Origin of the sequence: Pseudomonas capeferrum, from assembly GCF_013523055.1 — a bacterium.
In the GTDB taxonomy this organism is placed as follows: Bacteria; Pseudomonadota; Gammaproteobacteria; order Pseudomonadales; family Pseudomonadaceae; genus Aquipseudomonas; species Aquipseudomonas capeferrum_A.
In genome coordinates this window covers 1-16,810 of record NZ_JAAMQM010000037.1, presented here as the reverse complement: position 1 = coordinate 16,810, position 16,810 = coordinate 1, and the positions used below count along the sequence as shown (strand labels likewise).

At 64.0% G+C, this 16,810-nt stretch carries 15 protein-coding genes; 9 read left to right on the top strand and 6 right to left on the bottom strand.

Features of this window, described 5'->3' with window-relative positions; genetic code table 11:
• Positions 1–239 precede the first annotated feature (239 nt).
• On the bottom strand, positions 240–1,634 hold the full coding sequence (locus tag G7009_RS26720) for a class II fumarate hydratase (RefSeq protein ID WP_181133277.1): 1,395 nt from the start codon (positions 1,632–1,634) through the stop codon (positions 240–242).
• Positions 1,635–1,791: 157 nt separating this feature from the next.
• Here G7009_RS26720 and G7009_RS26715 point away from each other — a divergent pair, with 157 nt between their 5' ends.
• The 7 genes from G7009_RS26715 to G7009_RS26685 all read left to right on the top strand — a co-directional run bounded on the left by G7009_RS26715 (position 1,792) and on the right by G7009_RS26685 (position 9,817).
• Positions 1,792–2,316 (top strand): DUF2059 domain-containing protein, encoded by a 525-nt coding sequence (locus tag G7009_RS26715; protein ID WP_181133276.1) that lies wholly within the window; start codon positions 1,792–1,794, stop codon positions 2,314–2,316.
• Positions 2,317–2,326: 10 nt separating this feature from the next.
• Complete coding sequence (locus G7009_RS26710) at positions 2,327–2,626, top strand: BolA family protein (protein ID WP_181133275.1); 300 nt, start codon at positions 2,327–2,329, stop codon at positions 2,624–2,626.
• Between the two features lie 110 nt (positions 2,627–2,736).
• Positions 2,737–3,672, top strand: coding sequence for an oxygen-dependent tRNA uridine(34) hydroxylase TrhO (gene trhO, locus G7009_RS26705; RefSeq protein WP_181133274.1), 936 nt, complete (start codon positions 2,737–2,739; stop codon positions 3,670–3,672).
• Positions 3,673–3,675: 3 nt separating this feature from the next.
• Positions 3,676–4,308: a DsbA family protein gene (locus tag G7009_RS26700; protein WP_181133273.1), complete on the top strand. Its 633-nt coding sequence runs from the start codon at positions 3,676–3,678 to the stop codon at positions 4,306–4,308.
• Positions 4,301–6,133: an ABC transporter ATP-binding protein gene (locus tag G7009_RS26695; protein ID WP_181133272.1), complete on the top strand. Its 1,833-nt coding sequence runs from the start codon at positions 4,301–4,303 to the stop codon at positions 6,131–6,133. The genes G7009_RS26700 and G7009_RS26695 overlap by 8 nt, the downstream gene beginning before the upstream one ends.
• Positions 6,134–6,524: 391 nt before the next feature.
• Entirely contained in the window at positions 6,525–8,981 is a 2,457-nt protein-coding gene (locus G7009_RS26690; protein ID WP_181133271.1) for an EAL domain-containing protein, read from the top strand.
• A 35-nt stretch (positions 8,982–9,016) separates the two neighbouring features.
• Complete coding sequence (locus tag G7009_RS26685) at positions 9,017–9,817, top strand: TenA family transcriptional regulator (protein ID WP_181133270.1); 801 nt, start codon at positions 9,017–9,019, stop codon at positions 9,815–9,817.
• Positions 9,818–10,099: 282 nt separating this feature from the next.
• On the opposite strand, the gene G7009_RS26680 is transcribed toward G7009_RS26685, so the two are convergent.
• Positions 10,100–10,840 (bottom strand): YciK family oxidoreductase, encoded by a 741-nt coding sequence (locus G7009_RS26680; RefSeq protein WP_181133269.1) that lies wholly within the window; start codon positions 10,838–10,840, stop codon positions 10,100–10,102.
• On the opposite strand from G7009_RS26680, the gene G7009_RS26675 reads away from it, so the two are divergent.
• Complete coding sequence (locus tag G7009_RS26675; protein ID WP_181133268.1) at positions 10,839–10,976, top strand: hypothetical protein; 138 nt, start codon at positions 10,839–10,841, stop codon at positions 10,974–10,976. The two genes, G7009_RS26680 and G7009_RS26675, sit on opposite strands and share 2 nt — an antisense overlap.
• Before the next feature lie 44 nt (positions 10,977–11,020).
• Here the strand turns inward: G7009_RS26675 and mupP are convergent, their stop codons facing one another.
• The 3 genes from mupP to G7009_RS26660 all read right to left on the bottom strand — a co-directional run bounded on the left by mupP (position 11,021) and on the right by G7009_RS26660 (position 13,783).
• Positions 11,021–11,692, bottom strand: a complete 672-nt coding sequence (gene mupP, locus G7009_RS26670; protein ID WP_181133267.1) for an N-acetylmuramic acid 6-phosphate phosphatase MupP — start codon at positions 11,690–11,692, stop codon at positions 11,021–11,023.
• Between the two features lie 2 nt (positions 11,693–11,694).
• Positions 11,695–12,393, bottom strand: coding sequence for a bifunctional 2-polyprenyl-6-hydroxyphenol methylase/3-demethylubiquinol 3-O-methyltransferase UbiG (gene ubiG / locus G7009_RS26665; RefSeq protein ID WP_181133266.1), 699 nt, complete (start codon positions 12,391–12,393; stop codon positions 11,695–11,697).
• A 64-nt stretch (positions 12,394–12,457) separates the two neighbouring features.
• Complete coding sequence (locus tag G7009_RS26660; RefSeq protein ID WP_181133265.1) at positions 12,458–13,783, bottom strand: TRZ/ATZ family hydrolase; 1,326 nt, start codon at positions 13,781–13,783, stop codon at positions 12,458–12,460.
• Between the two features lie 109 nt (positions 13,784–13,892).
• Between G7009_RS26660 and mtnA the strand changes: the two genes are divergently transcribed.
• Positions 13,893–14,969, top strand: a complete 1,077-nt coding sequence (gene mtnA, locus G7009_RS26655; protein WP_181133264.1) for an S-methyl-5-thioribose-1-phosphate isomerase — start codon at positions 13,893–13,895, stop codon at positions 14,967–14,969.
• Between the two features lie 455 nt (positions 14,970–15,424).
• On the opposite strand, the gene G7009_RS26650 is transcribed toward mtnA, so the two are convergent.
• Positions 15,425–15,880, bottom strand: coding sequence for an REP-associated tyrosine transposase (locus tag G7009_RS26650; RefSeq protein ID WP_181133263.1), 456 nt, complete (start codon positions 15,878–15,880; stop codon positions 15,425–15,427).
• Positions 15,881–16,810 lie beyond the last annotated feature (930 nt).

The following is a 16,810-nucleotide window of genomic DNA, read 5'->3' as shown; positions in this document are numbered from 1 at the left end:
TAGCGTTTGCTCTATAAGAGCGGGCTTGTCGCGAACACCGGCGAAGCCGGTGCCATACACCGTGGTGCCTGCTTCGCGGGCAAGCCCGCTCCCACAGGGTCTCGCTACATCAATGAGTTAGCGTTTGCTCTATAAGAGCGGGCTTGCCCGCGAACAGCGGCGAGGCCGGTGGCCATACACTGCGGTGCCTGTTTCGCGGGCAAGCCCGCTCCCACAAGGTCTCGCTAAATCAGTGAATGTCAGCCCTTGCCCCCCGGCGCGAGCATGTTCTCTGGCCGTACCCACTCATCGAACTGCTCGTTGCTCAGGTAACCCAGCGCCAGGGCCGCCTCGCGCAAGGTGGTGCCTTCGCCATAGGCCTTCTTGGCGATTTCCGCCGCCTTGTCGTAACCGATATGCGGGTTGAGCGCCGTCACCAGCATCAGCCCGCGCTCCAGATGGGCAGCCATCTGTTCAGTATCCGGCTCGATACCCGCCACACAGTGCTGCTGGAAGTTGCGGCAGCCATCGGCCAGCAGTTCGATCGACTGCAGCAGGTTATGAATGATCACCGGCTTGTACACGTTGAGCTGCAAGTGCCCCTGGCTCGCGGCGAAGCCGATCGTCGTGTCATTGCCCAGCACCTGGCAAGCCAGCATGGACAGCGCTTCGCACTGGGTCGGGTTGACCTTGCCCGGCATGATCGAGCTGCCCGGCTCGTTGGCCGGCAAGCGCACTTCGGCCAGCCCACCGCGTGGTCCGGAGCCCAGCAGGCGCAGGTCGTTGGCGATCTTCATCAGCGCCACCGCCAGGGTCTTCAGGCCACCTGCCAGCGCGGTCAGCGGCTCATGTCCGGCAAGGGCGGCGAATTTGTTGGGAGCGGTGACGAAAGGCAGACCCGACAGCGCGGCCAGCTCCGCCGCGATGGCTTCGGCGAACCCGTGCGGGGCGTTCAGGCCGGTGCCGACGGCAGTGCCGCCCTGGGCTAGTTCGTAGACCGCCGGCAACGAGGCCCGGATGGCGCGCTGGGCATAATCGAGCTGGGCGACGAACGCCGAGATTTCCTGACCGAAGGTGATCGGCGTGGCATCCATCATATGGGTGCGGCCGGTCTTCACCAGGTGCTGGTGGCGCGCCGCCAGTTCCGCCAGACCGGCCGACAGTTCGGCGATCGAAGGCAGCAGCTTGTGGTGAACGGCCTGCGCCGCGGCGATGTTCATGGCCGTCGGGAAGCAGTCGTTGGAGCTCTGCGAGCGATTGACATGATCGTTGGGGTGCACCGGCGACTTGCCGCCACGGCCCTGGCCGGCCAGTTCGTTGGCGCGTCCGGCGATCACCTCGTTGACGTTCATGTTGCTCTGGGTGCCGCTGCCGGTCTGCCAGACCACCAGGGGGAACTGATCATCATGTTCGCCGGCCAGCACCTCGTCGGCCGATTGCTCGAGAAGGCGAGCGATGTCGGCAGGCAGGTCGCCGTTGCGGTCGTTGACCCGCGCCGCGGCCTTCTTGATCAGCGCCAGGGCGTGCAGAACCGCCAACGGCATGCGCTCCTGGCCAATGGCAAAGTTGATCAGCGAGCGTTGCGTCTGTGCCCCCCAATAGGCCTCTTCCGGAACTTCGACCGGTCCGAGGCTGTCAGTTTCGATACGGCTCATGCTGCGCTCACTCCTTAGTAGTCTGATTCCGCAGTTTAGGCCCCTATTCGAACGAGCGGTTCCGTCGCTCTTCGTGCCACTTGAGTGCCGCGCCCGCGTCGGCGCAGAATGCTCTACCTCGAGGTGTGCTACCTCCCTGTCTATTGAAGGAATTCCGATGACCCGTCTCCGTGCCCTCTGCGTCGCCGTTGCCCTGGCCTGTGCCAGTGGCCAGGTGCTCGCCGATACCGCCAGCCACAACGCCAGCGCGGAAAAATTCCTTGTCCTGGCCAATGCCGACAAGCTGGGCACCCCGGTGTACATGCAGGTTCAGCAGATGTTCGCCCAGCGTTTCGAGCAGACCAAGGCGCCTGCCTCCAAGAAAGCCGTGCTCGACAGCTACCAGGCCAAGGCCAACGCCGCCCTGGACCAAGCCATCGGCTGGAACAAGCTCAAGCCGGACATGGTCAAGCTGTACACCGCCTCGTTCACCGAGACCGAGCTCAAGGACCTGGTGAAATTCTATGAATCGCCACTGGGCCGCAAGGTCATGCAGAAGATGCCACAGGTCACCCAGCAATCGGCCCAGTTGACCCAGGCCAAGCTGGAAAGCGCCGTGCCGGTGGTCAACAAGCTGCTCGACGACATGACCAAGGAACTCGACCCCAACGCAGGCAAGGCCGCCGCCCCGGCCAAGAAGTGAGCAAGAGCCGATGAGCATGCAGCAACGCATCGAACGACAGCTGGCCACCTTGACGCCGCAGCACCTGCAGGTACTCAACGAGAGCCACATGCACAGCCGTGGTCAGGAAAGCCACTACAAGGCCGTGATCGTCAGCGACCAGTTCGCCGGCTTGAACAGCGTCAAGCGCCATCAGAAGGTCTACGCCACGCTCGGCGAGATGATGGGGCAGTTCCACGCCCTGGCCCTGCACACCTACACGCCCGAAGAGTGGGCCCAGGTCGGCGCGGCACCTGCCTCGCCGGTCTGCGCGGGAGGTGGCGGGCACTGAATCCTTTCCGGGAATTTGGTAGACTTCGCAACGCGCCGCTCCGTCGGCGCGTTTTTATTTGTCATTCCGGTCCGTCCTTTGCGAGGTCGACCACCTGGAGATTTCACCGCATGACCCAAGCTATCGTCGTGGCAGCGCTGTACAAGTTCGTCACCCTGGAAGATTACACCGAGCTGCGCGAGCCGCTGCTCCAGAGCATGCTGGACAACGGTGTCAAAGGCACCCTGCTGCTGGCTGAAGAAGGCATCAATGGCACCGTCTCGGGCACCCGTGAGAGCATCGACGGCCTGCTCGCCTGGATGCGCAACGATCCGCGCCTGGTGGACATCGACCACAAGGAATCCTACTGCGACGAACAGCCGTTCTACCGCACCAAGGTCAAGCTCAAGAAAGAGATCGTGACCCTCGGCGTGTCGGGCGTCGACCCCAACCGCACAGTCGGTACCTACGTCGAGGCCAAGGACTGGAACGCCCTGATCAGCGATCCGGAAGTCCTGCTGATCGACACCCGCAACGATTATGAAGTGGCCATCGGCACCTTCGAAGGCGCGATCGATCCCAAGACCGAATCGTTCCGCGAATTTCCCGACTATATCAAGGCCAACTTCGACCCGTCCCGTCACAAGAAGGTCGCCATGTTCTGCACCGGCGGCATCCGTTGCGAGAAAGCCTCGAGCTACATGCTCGGTGAGGGCTACGAAGCCGTCTATCATCTCAAGGGCGGCATCCTGAAATACTTCGAGGAAGTGCCTCAGGAAGAAAGCCTCTGGCAAGGCGACTGCTTCGTCTTCGACAATCGTGTCACGGTCCGTCACGACCTGAGCGAGGGCGAATACGACCAGTGCCATGCCTGCCGCCATCCGATCAATGCGCAGGAACGTGCGTCCGAGCACTACTCGCCTGGTGTCAGCTGTCCGCATTGCTGGGACAGCCTGAGCGAGAAGACCCGGCGCAGCGCCATCGACCGGCAGAAGCAGATCGAGTTGGCCAAGTCGCGCAATCAGCCACACCCGATCGGCTACAACTACCGCAAGACCGAGGCCTGATGCATGTCCGCACGCCTGCTTTATGTGATGGACCCGATGTGCTCCTGGTGCTGGGGTTTCGCGCCGGTGGCCGAGGCCTTGATCGCGCAGGCGCGTGAAGCCGGGGTCGAGACCCGCGTGGTGCCGGGCGGGCTGCGTTCCGGCAGCACTGCGCTGGATGCCTCGACCCGCGGCTACATCCTCGATCATTGGCAGGCGGTCGCCGAGGCCACCGGACAGGGCTTTCGCTTCGACGACGCGCTGCCGGACGGCTTCGTCTACGACACCGAACCGGCCTGCCGGGCCCTGGTCGCCGCCCGCGAGACGGACGCCGCGCGCGTCTGGCCATTGTTGACGCTGATTCAGCAGGCTTTCTACCAGGAAGGTGTCGACGTCACCCGTGCCCCCCGATTGGTCGAGCTGGCCGAACAGGCCGGTTTCGATCGCGCATCGTTCAGCGAGGCGTTCAACCGCCTCGACACTCGCACCGCCACGGCGGCGGATTTTACCTGGGTGCAGGGCCTGGGCATCGCGGGTTTCCCTACCTTGCTGGCCGAGCGCAATGGCCAGCTGGCGCTGCTGACCAATGGCTACCAGCCGCTCGATCGCCTGCAGCCCTTGCTCGGGCGCTGGTTGCAGCAGGCCGCCTGTGCTTGACCTGCCAGGCTCGCCCGACCCGGTGCCCGGGCGCGCGCCCGCGGTCGCGGATCGGCTGAACTGGGCCGAGATCCGCCGCCTGGCGTTGCATCGGCGCAAGGCGTTGTGGAGCGCCAATACCGTAGCCGTCCTCGCTGCCCTGTGCAGCGTCCCCATTCCGCTGTTGCTGCCGCTGCTGGTGGACGAAGTGCTGCTCGGGCACGGCGACGCCGCGCTGAAATGGATGAACCACCTGCTGCCGCCCGAGTGGCAGAAAGCCGCCGGGTACATCGGCCTGATGCTGGTCGCCACGCTTACCCTGCGCCTGGCCGCGTTGGCGTTCAACGTCATCCAGGCCAGGCTGTTCGCCGGCCTGGCCAAGGACATCGTCTACCGGCTGCGCATTCGCCTGATCGAACGGCTCAAGCGCATCTCCCTGAAGGAGTACGAAGACCTGGGCAGTGGCACCGTGGCCACGCACCTGGTGACCGACCTGGACACGCTCGACAAGTTCGTCGGCGAGACGCTCAGCCGCTTCCTGGTCGCCATGATGACGTTGACCGGCACGGCCGCCATCCTGTTGTGGATGCACTGGAAGCTGGCGCTCTTGATCCTCCTGTTCAACCCGCTGGTGATCTATTTCACCGTGCAGCTGGGCAAGCGCGTCAAGCACCTCAAGAAGCTCGAGAACGACAGCACCTCGCGCTTTACCCAGGCCTTGACCGAAACCCTCGACGCGATTCAGGAAATCCGCGCCGGCAACCGCCAAGGTTATTTTCTCGGTCGTCTGGGGCTGCGGGCCCGCGAAGTGCGCGACTTTGCCATCGCCTCGCAATGGAAGAGCGATGCCAGCGGGCGCGCCAGTGGCTTGCTGTTCCAGTTCGGCATCGACATCTTCCGCGCGGCGGCGATGCTCACGGTGCTGTTCTCCGACCTGTCGATCGGCCAGATGCTCGCGGTGTTCAGCTACCTCTGGTTCATGATCGGGCCGGTAGAGCAGTTGCTGAACCTGCAGTACGCCTATTACGCCGCGGGGGGCGCCCTCAGTCGGCTCAACGAGCTGCTGGCACGTGACGACGAGCCCCAGTATCCGGCGGCCAGCGATCCCTTTGCCGGGCGCGACACGGTGGGCATCGAAGTACGCGACCTGCGTTTCGCCTACGCCGACGAGCCGGTGCTCGACCATCTGGACCTGTCCATCGCTCCGGGCGAGAAAGTTGCCATCGTGGGCGCCAGCGGTGGAGGCAAGAGCACCTTGGTGCAGCTGCTGCTGGGGCTCTACAACGCCCAGGCCGGCACCATTCGTTTCGGCGGCGCGAGTCTGCAGGAAATCGGTCTGGAAACCTTGCGGGAGAATGTCGCCGTGGTGCTGCAGCACCCGGCGCTGTTCAACGACAGCGTACGCGCCAACCTGACCATGGGCCGCGACTGTGATGACGAAGCCTGCTGGCAGGCCCTGCGGATCGCCCAGTTGGATGCCGTCATCGCTGCCTTGCCCCAAGGGCTCGACAGCGTGGTGGGGCGTTCGGGTGTGCGCTTGTCGGGTGGTCAGCGTCAACGTCTGGCGATTGCCCGCATGATCCTGGCCGAGCCCAAAGTGGTCATCCTCGACGAAGCCACCTCGGCCCTCGATGCCGCGACCGAGTACAACCTGCACCAGGCCATGGCGCGCTTTCTCAGCGGACGCACCACACTGATCATTGCCCATCGCCTGTCGGCGGTGAAGCAGGCCGACCGGGTGCTGGTGTTCGATGGCGGGCGCGTGGCCGAGGATGGCGGGCATCAGCAGTTGATTGCCGATGGTGGGTTGTATGCCAAGCTGTATGGGCATTTGCAGCAGACCTGAGGCTCTGGCCGTCTGGATGGCCAATCGTAGGGTCGGAAGCTGCTTGCCGGGACGCCGGACCGCCTGCGATCGAGGCCGAAGGACTCGCCTGGTAATACAAACGTTTCAACCACCGGCGATAGATGTGGAAGCACAGGTCTCCACCGCCATAGTAGGGAATCCACGGTTTTTATTACCAGGCGAGTCCTTCGGCCTCGATCGCAGGCGGTCCGGCGTCCCGGCAAGCCAGCGACAGACCAACGCCCGTCCACGTCCCTCGATCCAGGCCCGCCCAATCTCTCCATCAACCCGTGAATCCGAACAAAAAATCCCCGTCACGTTTATGGCAAATCGCCTACGCTGAGCTTGTCCAATCGGATCGAGCCTCAACGCCTTTAGTAACAGGGATTAAATGACGAGAAATCGGACTCTCGAGGCACCAAGGCTGCTGGGCATCATCTGGCCCTTTGTTGCTGTCGTGCTTTTTCAGGTGTGCCTGGGAAGCATCAGCCTCTATGCGCTGTCGGCGGTGCGTGCCTACGTGGTGGGCGAAAGCCTGTGGTCGAAGGGACAGAAGGATGCCATCTACTACCTCACCCTGTATGCCGAAAACCCGGCCGAGCACTATTACCAACGCTACCGTCAGGCAATCGCCGTGCCGCAGGGCGGATATGACGCGCGGGTCGCCCTGGAGTTGCCCAAGCCCGATCTGATCGCCGCGCGCCAAGGCATCCTGCAAGGCGGCAACCATCCCGACGATGTGCCTCAGGTCATCTGGTTCTACCGCAACTTCTCCCAGGTCAGCTACATGCAGAGGGCCATCGGCTACTGGAAGATTGGCGATGTCTACCTCGAAGAGCTCGATGCCCTCGCCAGGCAGATGCGCCAGGACTACATCGATGGCCCGGTCAGCGCCCGCCAGGTCGCCCAGTGGAAAGACCGTATCGTGTCCCTCAACGAAGGCGTGGCACCCGCGGCCAAGGCCTTCAGCGACGCGCTGGGCGAAGGGTCGCGCACTCTTCTGAAACTGCTGATGATCACCAACCTGGCCACGGCCTTGTTCCTGATTGCGTTGGCCTGGCGGCGTTCGAGCAAGCTGCTGGCGCAGCGTCAGGCCTTTGCCAGCGCCTTGCAGCGGGAGAAGGACCGCGCGCAGATCACCCTCGAAGCCATCGGCGACGCGGTGCTCACCACCGACGTGGCGGGCAATATCGTCTACATGAACCCGGCCGCCGAGCAGTTGACCTACTGGCAGGCCGACCATGCCCACGGCCTGCCCTTGGCGGCGCTGTTCAGTCTGCTCGATGAACATGCCGAACAGGACAGCCGCAATCTGGTCGAGCAGGTCCTCGATGGTACGCTCAAGGGCGGTGTCGAACATGCCCGCCTGATCCAGCGCCTGGATGGCAGCAGGGTTTCGGTCAACCTGGTCGGCTCGCCTATTCTCACCGAGCAGCAGGTCAGCGGCATGGTGGTGGTGCTGCATGACATGACCCAGGAGCGTCAGTACATCGCCAACCTGTCCTGGCAGGCCACCCACGATGCCCTGACCGGGCTGGCCAATCGACGGGAATTCGAATACCGCCTCGAACAGGTGCTCAATGGCGTGGCGCGCCAGGCGGGGCGGCATTCGCTGATGTTCCTCGACCTGGACCAGTTCAAGCTGGTCAACGATACCAGTGGCCATGCCGCGGGGGATGAGCTGCTTCGGCATATCTGCGCCGTGCTGCAGGCATGCCTGCGCGAGGGCGATACCCTGGCGCGCCTGGGCGGCGACGAGTTCGGCGTGCTGCTGGAAAGCTGCCCGCCGGAGCAAGGCGAACGTATCGCCGAAAACCTGCGTCAGGCTGTGCAGAGCCTGCATTTCGTCTGGAAGGGCCGGCCCTTCGTCAGTACCGTGAGCATCGGCCTGGTACATCTCAACCAGGTGCCGCTCACCCTGGAAGCCGCCCTGCGGGCCGCGGACATGGCCTGCTACATGGCCAAGGAGAAGGGCCGTAACCGGGTCCAGGTCTATCACCCGGACGACAGCGAGCTGTCCATGCGCTTCGGCGAGATGGCCTGGGTGCAGCGCTTGCACGTCGCCCTGGAAGAAAACCGCTTCTGTCTGTACGCCCAGGAAATCGCCCCCCTCGGGCAGCAGACGGGCGGTGCTCATATCGAAATACTGCTGCGCCTGCATGACGAAAACGGGCGGGTCATCCTGCCGAACAGTTTCATTCCGGCCGCCGAGCGCTATGGCCTGGTGACCGCCCTGGACAGCTGGGTGGTGCGAGAGGTGTTCAAGGTGATCCGCCAGTGCCTGGACGACGGGCATGAGGGGCCATTGGCCCTGTGCGCCATCAACCTCTCGGGCGCCAGCATCGGTGACGACGCCTTCCTCGGCCAGGTCCAGCGTCTGTTCGTCGAGTACGCGATACCACCGCGAATGATCTGTTTCGAAATCACCGAAACCAGCGCGATCGCCAACCTGGGCAGCGCCATTGGCTTCATCAATGAATTGAAAGCGCTGGGGTGCAAGTTCGCCCTGGATGACTTCTGCGCCGGCATGTCGTCATTCGCCTACCTCAAGCATCTGCCTGTCGACTTCCTGAAGATCGACGGCAGTTTCGTCAGGGACATGCTAGACGATCCGGTCAACCGGGCCATGGTCGAGGTGATCAACCATATCGGACATGTGATGGGCAAACGGACCATCGCCGAGTTCGTCGAAACGCCGATGATCGAGCAGGCCTTGCATGAAATCGGTGTGGATTACGCGCAGGGTTATCTGATCGAGCGGCCACAGATATTCACCTGCGAAAGCCTGCACCGCAAACGGGTTGCGGCAAGGCCTTTGTTGCACAGAGCACCAGGGGCTTTTCGCTGATTCACTACACATCACAAGGAACCAAGGAGTTGACAGTGATCGATGCATTCGTTCGGATTGGGCCATTGATGGACCCCGTCAGCTACCCCGCATGGGCCCAGCAACTGATCGAGGACTGCCGCGAGAGCAAGCGCCGGGTGGTCGAGCATGAGCTCTACCAGCGCTTGCGCGATGGGCAGCTCGGGGCCGCGACGATCCGCCAGTACCTGATTGGCGGCTGGCCGGTGGTGGAGCAGTTTTCCCTGTACATGGCGCATAACCTGACCAAGACCCGCTATGCCCGGCATCCCGGCGAGGACATGGCGCGACGCTGGCTGATGCGTAATATCCGTGTCGAGCTCAACCATGCCGATTACTGGCTGCACTGGTGCCAGGCGCACGGCGTGAGCCTGGCGGACCTGCAGGCTCAGGATGTGCCGCTGGAGCTCAATGCATTGAACGACTGGTGCTGGCGCGTATGCACCACCGAATCGCTGGTGGTGGCGATCGCGGCCACCAACTACGCCATCGAAGGCGCGACCGGCGAATGGTCGAGCGTGGTCTGCTCGAACGGGACCTATGCCGAAGGCTTCCCGGGAGAGACCCGCAAGCGCGCGATGAAGTGGTTGAAGATGCACGCTCATTATGATGACGCGCACCCGTGGGAAGCCTTCGAGATCATTTGCACCCTGGCCGGGGAGAACCCGACCCAGGCCTTGCGCGACGAGCTGCGCAGGGCGATTTGCAAGAGCTATGACTGCATGTTCCTGTTCCTCGAGCGGTGCATGCAGCTCGAAGTGCGCCAGCAGGGTCGAGCGCGGTCAAGTGCCGGTCAGTTGATGCAGTCGGTTGTCTAGATCCCGAGGGCTATCATCAGGTCTTGAAATTTTCGCTGATGCTGCCGGCCTATCGCGGGACAAGCCCGCTCGCCACCGGTTTCATGGCAGTCACGGCTTCTCAGGCAAACCAGGAAATGGCGGTCACAGCTTCTCCGGCAAACCAAGAAATCGGTGGCGAGCGGGCTTGTCCCGCGATGGGCCGGCAGCCGCGCAGCAAATCTCATTGCCTGAAACCGAATGATTTCCCTCGAGCGACTGACATTGAGGCTCGCCGGGATGCCGGGCCATCCGCGATGAACCTTACTGCGCGTTGAACGCCTGGCCATTGACCCCGGCACTGTCCGGGCCCATTAGGTACAGGTACACCGGCATGATCTCTTCCGGCGAAGGCACGCTCTGCGGGTTCTCGCTGGGGTAGGCGAGGGCGCGCATGCTGGTGCGGGTGCCGCCTGGGTTGATGCTGTTGGCACGTACCTGGGCAACGTCCTCCAACTCGTCGGCGAGGGTCTGCATCAGGCCCTCGGTGGCGAACTTGGATACGCCATAGGCGCCCCAGTAAGCCCGGCCCTTGCGCCCGACGCTGCTGGAGGTGAAGACCACCGAGGCGTCCTGGGACAGCTTCAGCAGTGGCAGCAGGGTACTGGTCAACATGAACATGGCGTTGACGTTGATGTGCATGACACGCATGAAGTGCTCGCCCGACAGCTGTTCGATCGGCGTGCGCGGGCCGATGATCGAGGCGTTGTGCAGCAGGCCGTCGAGGCGGCCGAACTGGTTTTCTATCATTACCGCCAGTTCGTCGTACTGGTGCGGCAGGGCGGTTTCCAGGTTGAAGGGGATCACCACCGGTTGCGCGTGGCCGGCGGCCTCGATCTCGTCATAGACCTGGTTGAGGTTGGCTTCGGTCTTGCCCAGCAGCAGCACGGTTGCGCCGAGGCCGGCATAGGCCTTGGCGGCGGCGGCGCCGATACCGCGACCGGCGCCTGTCACCAGAATGATGCGTCCTTGCAGCAGGTCGGGGCGAGCGGTGTAGTCGAACATGGGTGTCCTCGTTGGTTTCGGGCTACGCAAGGGCAGGGCGCGGGTCACGGTTCAATGGCCGCACGGCGGCACCGGTCACCCGGATGGCGCGCCTGTGCAACAGGTCGGGACGAGCGATGCAGTCGAGCATGAGTGACCTGGCTGGTTTCGAATTACGCAAAGGCACGGCGTGGCGACGGCTCAGCAGCCGCACAGCGCGCTGTCGATCACCTTGCGCAACTCCAGCGGATGGTCGACCACCACGTCGGCGCCCCAGTGGTCGGGGTTGTCCTGCGGATGGATGTAGCCGTAGCGCACCGCGGCCGTTCGCGTGCCTGCGTCGCGGCCGGACTCGATGTCGCGCAGGTCGTCACCGACGAACAGTACGCTGGCCGGGTCCAGGTTCAGGGTCTTGCAGGCCAGGATCAGCGGCTCGGGATCGGGCTTGCTGTTCTTCACGTGGTCCGGGCAGATCAGCAGCGCCGAACGCTCGGCCAGGCCCAGGCGCTGCATGATCGGCTCGGCGAAGCGCACCGGCTTGTTGGTGACCACGCCCCACAGCAGGTTGCCCTTCTCGATGTCGGCCAGCAGTTGCTCCATGCCGTCGAACAGGTGGCTGTGCACCGCGCAATCGCGCTGATAGCGCTCGAGGAACTCCAGGCGCAGGGCCTCGAAGCCTTCCGCGTCCGGCGCCATGTCGAAGGTGGCGGCGACCATAGCGCGCGCGCCGCCGGAGATGACGTCACGGATGCGTTTGTCATCGATCGGCGCCAGGCCGCGGTCGGCAAGCATGGCCTGGCAGATGGCGATGAAGTCCGGCGCCGTGTCGAGCAAGGTGCCGTCCATGTCGAAGAGTACCGCTCGCAAACGCATGTTCATTCCTCGCGCAGGGTCTGGATCATGTAGTTGACGTCCACGTCGCTGCTGAGCTTGTAGTGCTTGGTCAGCGGGTTGTAGGTCAGGCCGATGACATCCTTGACCTGCAGGCCGGCGCTGCGGCTCCAGGCGCCCAGCTCGGACGGGCGGATGAATTTCTTGAAGTCATGGGTGCCGCGCGGCAGCAGCTTCATGATGTATTCGGCGCCGATGATGGCGAACAGGTAGGCCTTGGGGTTGCGGTTGATGGTGGAGAAGAACACCTGGCCACCGGGCTTGACCATGCGGAAACAGGCGCGGATCACCGAGGAAGGGTCGGGCACGTGCTCGAGCATCTCCAGGCAGGTGACCACGTCGAACTGTTCGGGCATTTCCACGGACAGGGCCTCGGCGGTGATCTGCCGGTATTCCACGTTCACGCCGGACTCGAGCTGGTGCAGCTGGGCCACGGCCAGGGGCGCCTCGCCCATGTCGATGCCGGTCACGGTCGCGCCGCGCAGGGCCATGGCCTCGCTGAGGATGCCGCCGCCGCAGCCGACGTCCAGGACCTTCTTGCCGGCCAGGCCGACGCGTTCGTCGATCCAGTTGACGCGCAGCGGGTTGATGTCGTGCAGGGGCTTGAACTCGCTCTCGCGGTCCCACCAGCGATGGGCGAGGGCCTCGAACTTGGCGATTTCGGCGTGGTCGACGTTGCTCATTGAACAGTCCTCTGAAACTTCGATGATAGGTGACACAGGGCGACAGCCTTGGCTGTCGGCCCGGTTATTCGTTGCGCCCGTTGATGCGGTCGCCCCAGGCACGGGCAGTGGCGACCAGCGCCGTTTCGTCCATGCGGGTCAGGCGGCGGTCTTCGAGCAGCTGCCGGCCCGCTACCCAGACATGGCGGACACAATCGCGGCCAGTGGCGTAGATCAGTTGCGAGACCGGGTCGTGGACCGGCTGCTGAGCCAGGCCGGACAGGTCGAACGCGGTCAGGTCCGCGGCCTTGCCAAGCTCCAGCGAGCCGGTGAGGGCCTCCAGGCCAAGGGCGCGGGCTCCATTGAGGGTGGCCATGCGCAGGGCGCGGTGGGCGTCGAGGGCGGTGGCCGACCCGGCGACCGCCTTGGCCAGCAGGGCGGCCGTACGGGTTTCGCCGAGCAGGTCCAGGTCGTTGTTGCTCGCTGCGCCGTCGGTGCCGATAGCTACATTGACGCCGGCTTGCCACAGACGTTCGACCGGGCAGAAGCCGCTGGCGAGCTTGAGGTTGGATTCGGGGCAGTGCACCACGCTGGTATTGCTTTCTACCAGCAGGGCGAGGTCTTCGTCGCTGACCTGGGTCATGTGCACGGCCTGCAGGCGCGGGCCCAGCATGCCGATGCGGGCGAGGCGGGCCAGGGGGCGTTCGCCGTGCTCGGCCAATGACTGCTCGACTTCGTGGGCGGTCTCGTGAAGGTGTATCTGGACGGGTGCGTCGAGCTGGTCGACGATGACGCGGATCTTCTCCAGATTCTCGTCGCTGACCGTATACGGCGCGTGCGGGCCGAGGGCAATGCTGATGCGCGGATGGTGGCGCAGGTCGTTGAACAGCTCGATGCCTTGTTGCAGGCCTTCTTCGGTGGTGCGGGCCCCGGGGATGGGGAAGTCCAGCAGGGGCGCGGCCACCTGGGCGCGGATGCCGCTGCGATGGATCTGCGCGCAGGCCTCCTTGGGGAAGAAGTACATGTCCGAGAAACAGGTGATCCCACCCTTGAGCTGCTCGGCGATGGCCAGGTCGGTGCCGTCGCGCACGAACGCCTCGTCGACCCAACGGCCCTCGGCGGGCCAGATGTGCTCTTGCAGCCAGGTCATCAGCGGCAGGTCGTCGGCCAGGCCGCGAAACAGGGTCATGGCGGCGTGGCCATGGGCATTGATCAGGCCGGGGGTGAGCAGGCAATCGGGCAGTTCGCGGGTTTCGAGGGCGGCGGGCGCCTTGTCGCGCGGGCCGAGCCAGGCGATCAGGCCGTCGCGGATGCCCAGCCCGTGTCCCTCCAGCACCACCCCGGCGGGTTCGACGGGCACCAGCCAGCTCGGCAGGAGCAGCAGGTCGAGGGGCGTGGTGGCTGTAGGCATGCAGGGTCTACCAGGATCGATTCGGCGAAAGCGGCAGTATACCCGAGCGTCTGGGGCTGAGGGTCGCTATAATCGCCCGCTTTTGATGTCCGAACGATAGGGAGAGGCGATGCGCGAGCGACTGATGGCGGCGGAGAAGGTGCAAGGCATCCACTGGCGTGACGGGGCTCTGCATCTGCTCGACCAGCGTCTGCTGCCGTCCGAGGAACGCTGGCTGGTGTGCTCGGATGTGCGCGACGTGGTCGAAGCGATTCGCGACATGGCCGTGCGCGGTGCCTCCGCCATCGGCATCAGTGCCGCGTATGGGCTGGTCCTGGCCTTGCGCGATCGCCTGGCGGCGGGTGACGACTGGGAGATGGCCCTGGAAGAGGATTACCTGAGCCTTGCCGAATCGCGTCCCACGGCGGCCAACCTGTTCTGGGCCCTCAACCGCATGCGTGAACGCCTGCAGCGGGTGCGTCGCGACGAAGACGTGCTGGCGGTGATGCAAGCCGAGGCGGTGGCGATCCATCTGAGCGATCGCGAGGCCAACCTGACCATGGCCCAGTTCGGCGCCGAGCTTATCCGTCGCCATCAGGGCAGCGAGCAGGTCGTGCTGACCCATGGTAATGCGGGTGCCTTGGCCGGTGGAGGCTTCGGCACGGCGCTGGGCGTGATCCGCGCCGCCCACCTGGAAGGGATGATCGAGCGGGTCTACGTGTGCGAAACGCGGCCCTGGCTGCAGGGCTCGCGCCTGACGGCCTGGGAACTGGCGGGCGAGCGGGTGCCGGTGGTCGTCAATGCCGACTCGGCGGCGGCGCACCTGATGAAGACCAAGGGCGTGACCTGGGTCGTGGTCGGCGCCGATTGCATCGCGGCGAACGGCGACGCCGCCAGCAAGATCGGTACCTATCAGTTGGCGGTAGCCGCGATGCACCACGGCGTGCGTTTCATGGTGGTGGCGCCGAGCTCGACCATCGACCTGAACCTGGCTACCGGCGACGACATTCCGTTGGAAGAGCGGCCGGGCGCCGAATTGCTGCAAGGCCTGGGCTTTGTGCCCGCGGACCCTGTCCAGGCGTGCAACCCGGTGTTCGACGTGACCCCGGCGGACCTGATCGATGTGATCGTCACCGAGAAAGGCATCGTCGAGCGGCCTGATACCGCGAAGCTGGCGCAGTTGATGTGTCGCAAGCGTTTGCACTAAGAGCTGGGACGCTATAACCAGACAGCGTCCCAATGCAGGTAGTCGCCGATGTGCTTTATGAGCCCCGCGCGAAACTTGCGCAGTGGGTGTGTCGGAGGTGGTTGCATTGAGAGGCGGGGCGCTCATAGCCAGACCGCGTCCCAGTGGGGGTAGTCGCCGATGTGCTCCACGAGCCCGGCGCGAAACTTGCGCAGTGGGTGTGTCGGAGGTGGTTGCATTGAGAGGCGGGGCGTTCATAGCCAGACAGCGTCCCAATGCGGGTAGTCGCCGATGTGCTTTACGAGCCCCGCGCTAAACTTGTGCAGTGGGTGTGTCGGAGGTGGTTGCATTGAGAGGCGGGGCGTTCATAGCCAGACAGCGTCCCAGTGCGGGTAGTCGCCGATGTGCTTTACGAGCCCCGCGCGAAACTTGCGCAGTGGGTGTGTCGGAGGTGATTGCATTGAGAGGCGGGGCGCTCATAGCCAGACCGCGTCCCAGTGGGGGTAGTCGCCGATGTGCTCCACGAGCCCGGCGCGTAGCGGGTTGCCGGCGATGTAGCGCGCGACCTTGAGGACATCTTCATCCTTGCGCAGCCCGCGATCGTGATAGCCGCGTTGCCAGACCGTGCCTCGATAGTTGCAGCTTTTGTACAGGGCATGAGTTGAGCGCGATTTGAACCTGCGCATCAGTGTGGCGAGTGTGACCTCCTTGAGCTCGATCAGCCAATGCAAGTGGTCCGGCATGAGTACCCAGGCCAGGGAGAGGCATGCCTGTTCGCGTTCCGCCTGACGCATCTGCCCGATGACGCGCCTGGCAAGGTGGAAATTCCGGAAAAAGGGTTTTCGGCAGTAAGTAACGGTGGTTAGCAGATATAGCCGGCCAGGTTCGGAAAAGCGACCGCGCCTGAGCAGGTGTTCTTGAGATTTATGCATGACGATTCTCTGAGGGAAAGGTCTCCGCCACGTTAGTCGATCAGGCTTATCTGTTGCGGTGGGAGTGTTGCAAGAGATTGATCGAAAGCGTGTCGGCTAGGTGGTGCACGCGCGAGGCTGGGATTGTCGGGGAGCTTAGGCAGAGAACCGTTGGGTTGCTGGGTTTGTTGCTGGGTGTTTATTCAGCTGAAGGGATGGTGCTTTTGCGGGCGCTATCGCGGGGCAAGCCCGCTCGCCACCGGGGATGTGTCTTTGCAGGAACGCTTGCTGTGGACTGGAAGCGTGCCTTTGTCGGATCGCGCATCAGTGGCTTGGGAGCGTATCTTCCGCACCGCGCAGCGGTGGCTTGGGAACGTATCTTTGCCGCACCGCGCACCGGTGGCTTGGGAGTGTATCTTTGTCGCACCGCGTACCTGTGGTGAGCGGGCTTGTCCCGCGATGCGGCAGTGGCAGCACCCCGCATCTGTTCCTTGCGCGATGATTCACCGCGCCACTGCCTCCGTGACGCCGCTCTATTCAGCTGGAGAGGTGGTGCTTTTGCGGGCGCTATCGCGGGGCAAGCCCGCTCGCCACCGGGGTTGTGTCTTCGCAGGAACGCTTGCTGTGGACTGGAAGCGTGCCTTTGTCGGATCGCGCATCAGTGGCTTGGGAACGTATCTTTGCCGCACCGCGCACCGGTGGCTTGGGAACGTATCTTTGCCGCACCGCGCACCGGTGGCTTGGGAGTGTATCTTTGTCGCACCGCGTACCTGTGGTGAGCGGGCTTGTCCCGCGATGCGGCAGTGGCAGCGCCCCGCATCTGTTCCTTGCGCGATGATTCACCGCGCCACTGCCTCCGTGACGCCGCTCTATTCAGCTGGAGAGGTGGTGCTTTTGCGGGCGCTATCGCGGGGCAAGCCCGCTCGCCACCGGGGTTGTGTCTTCGCAGGA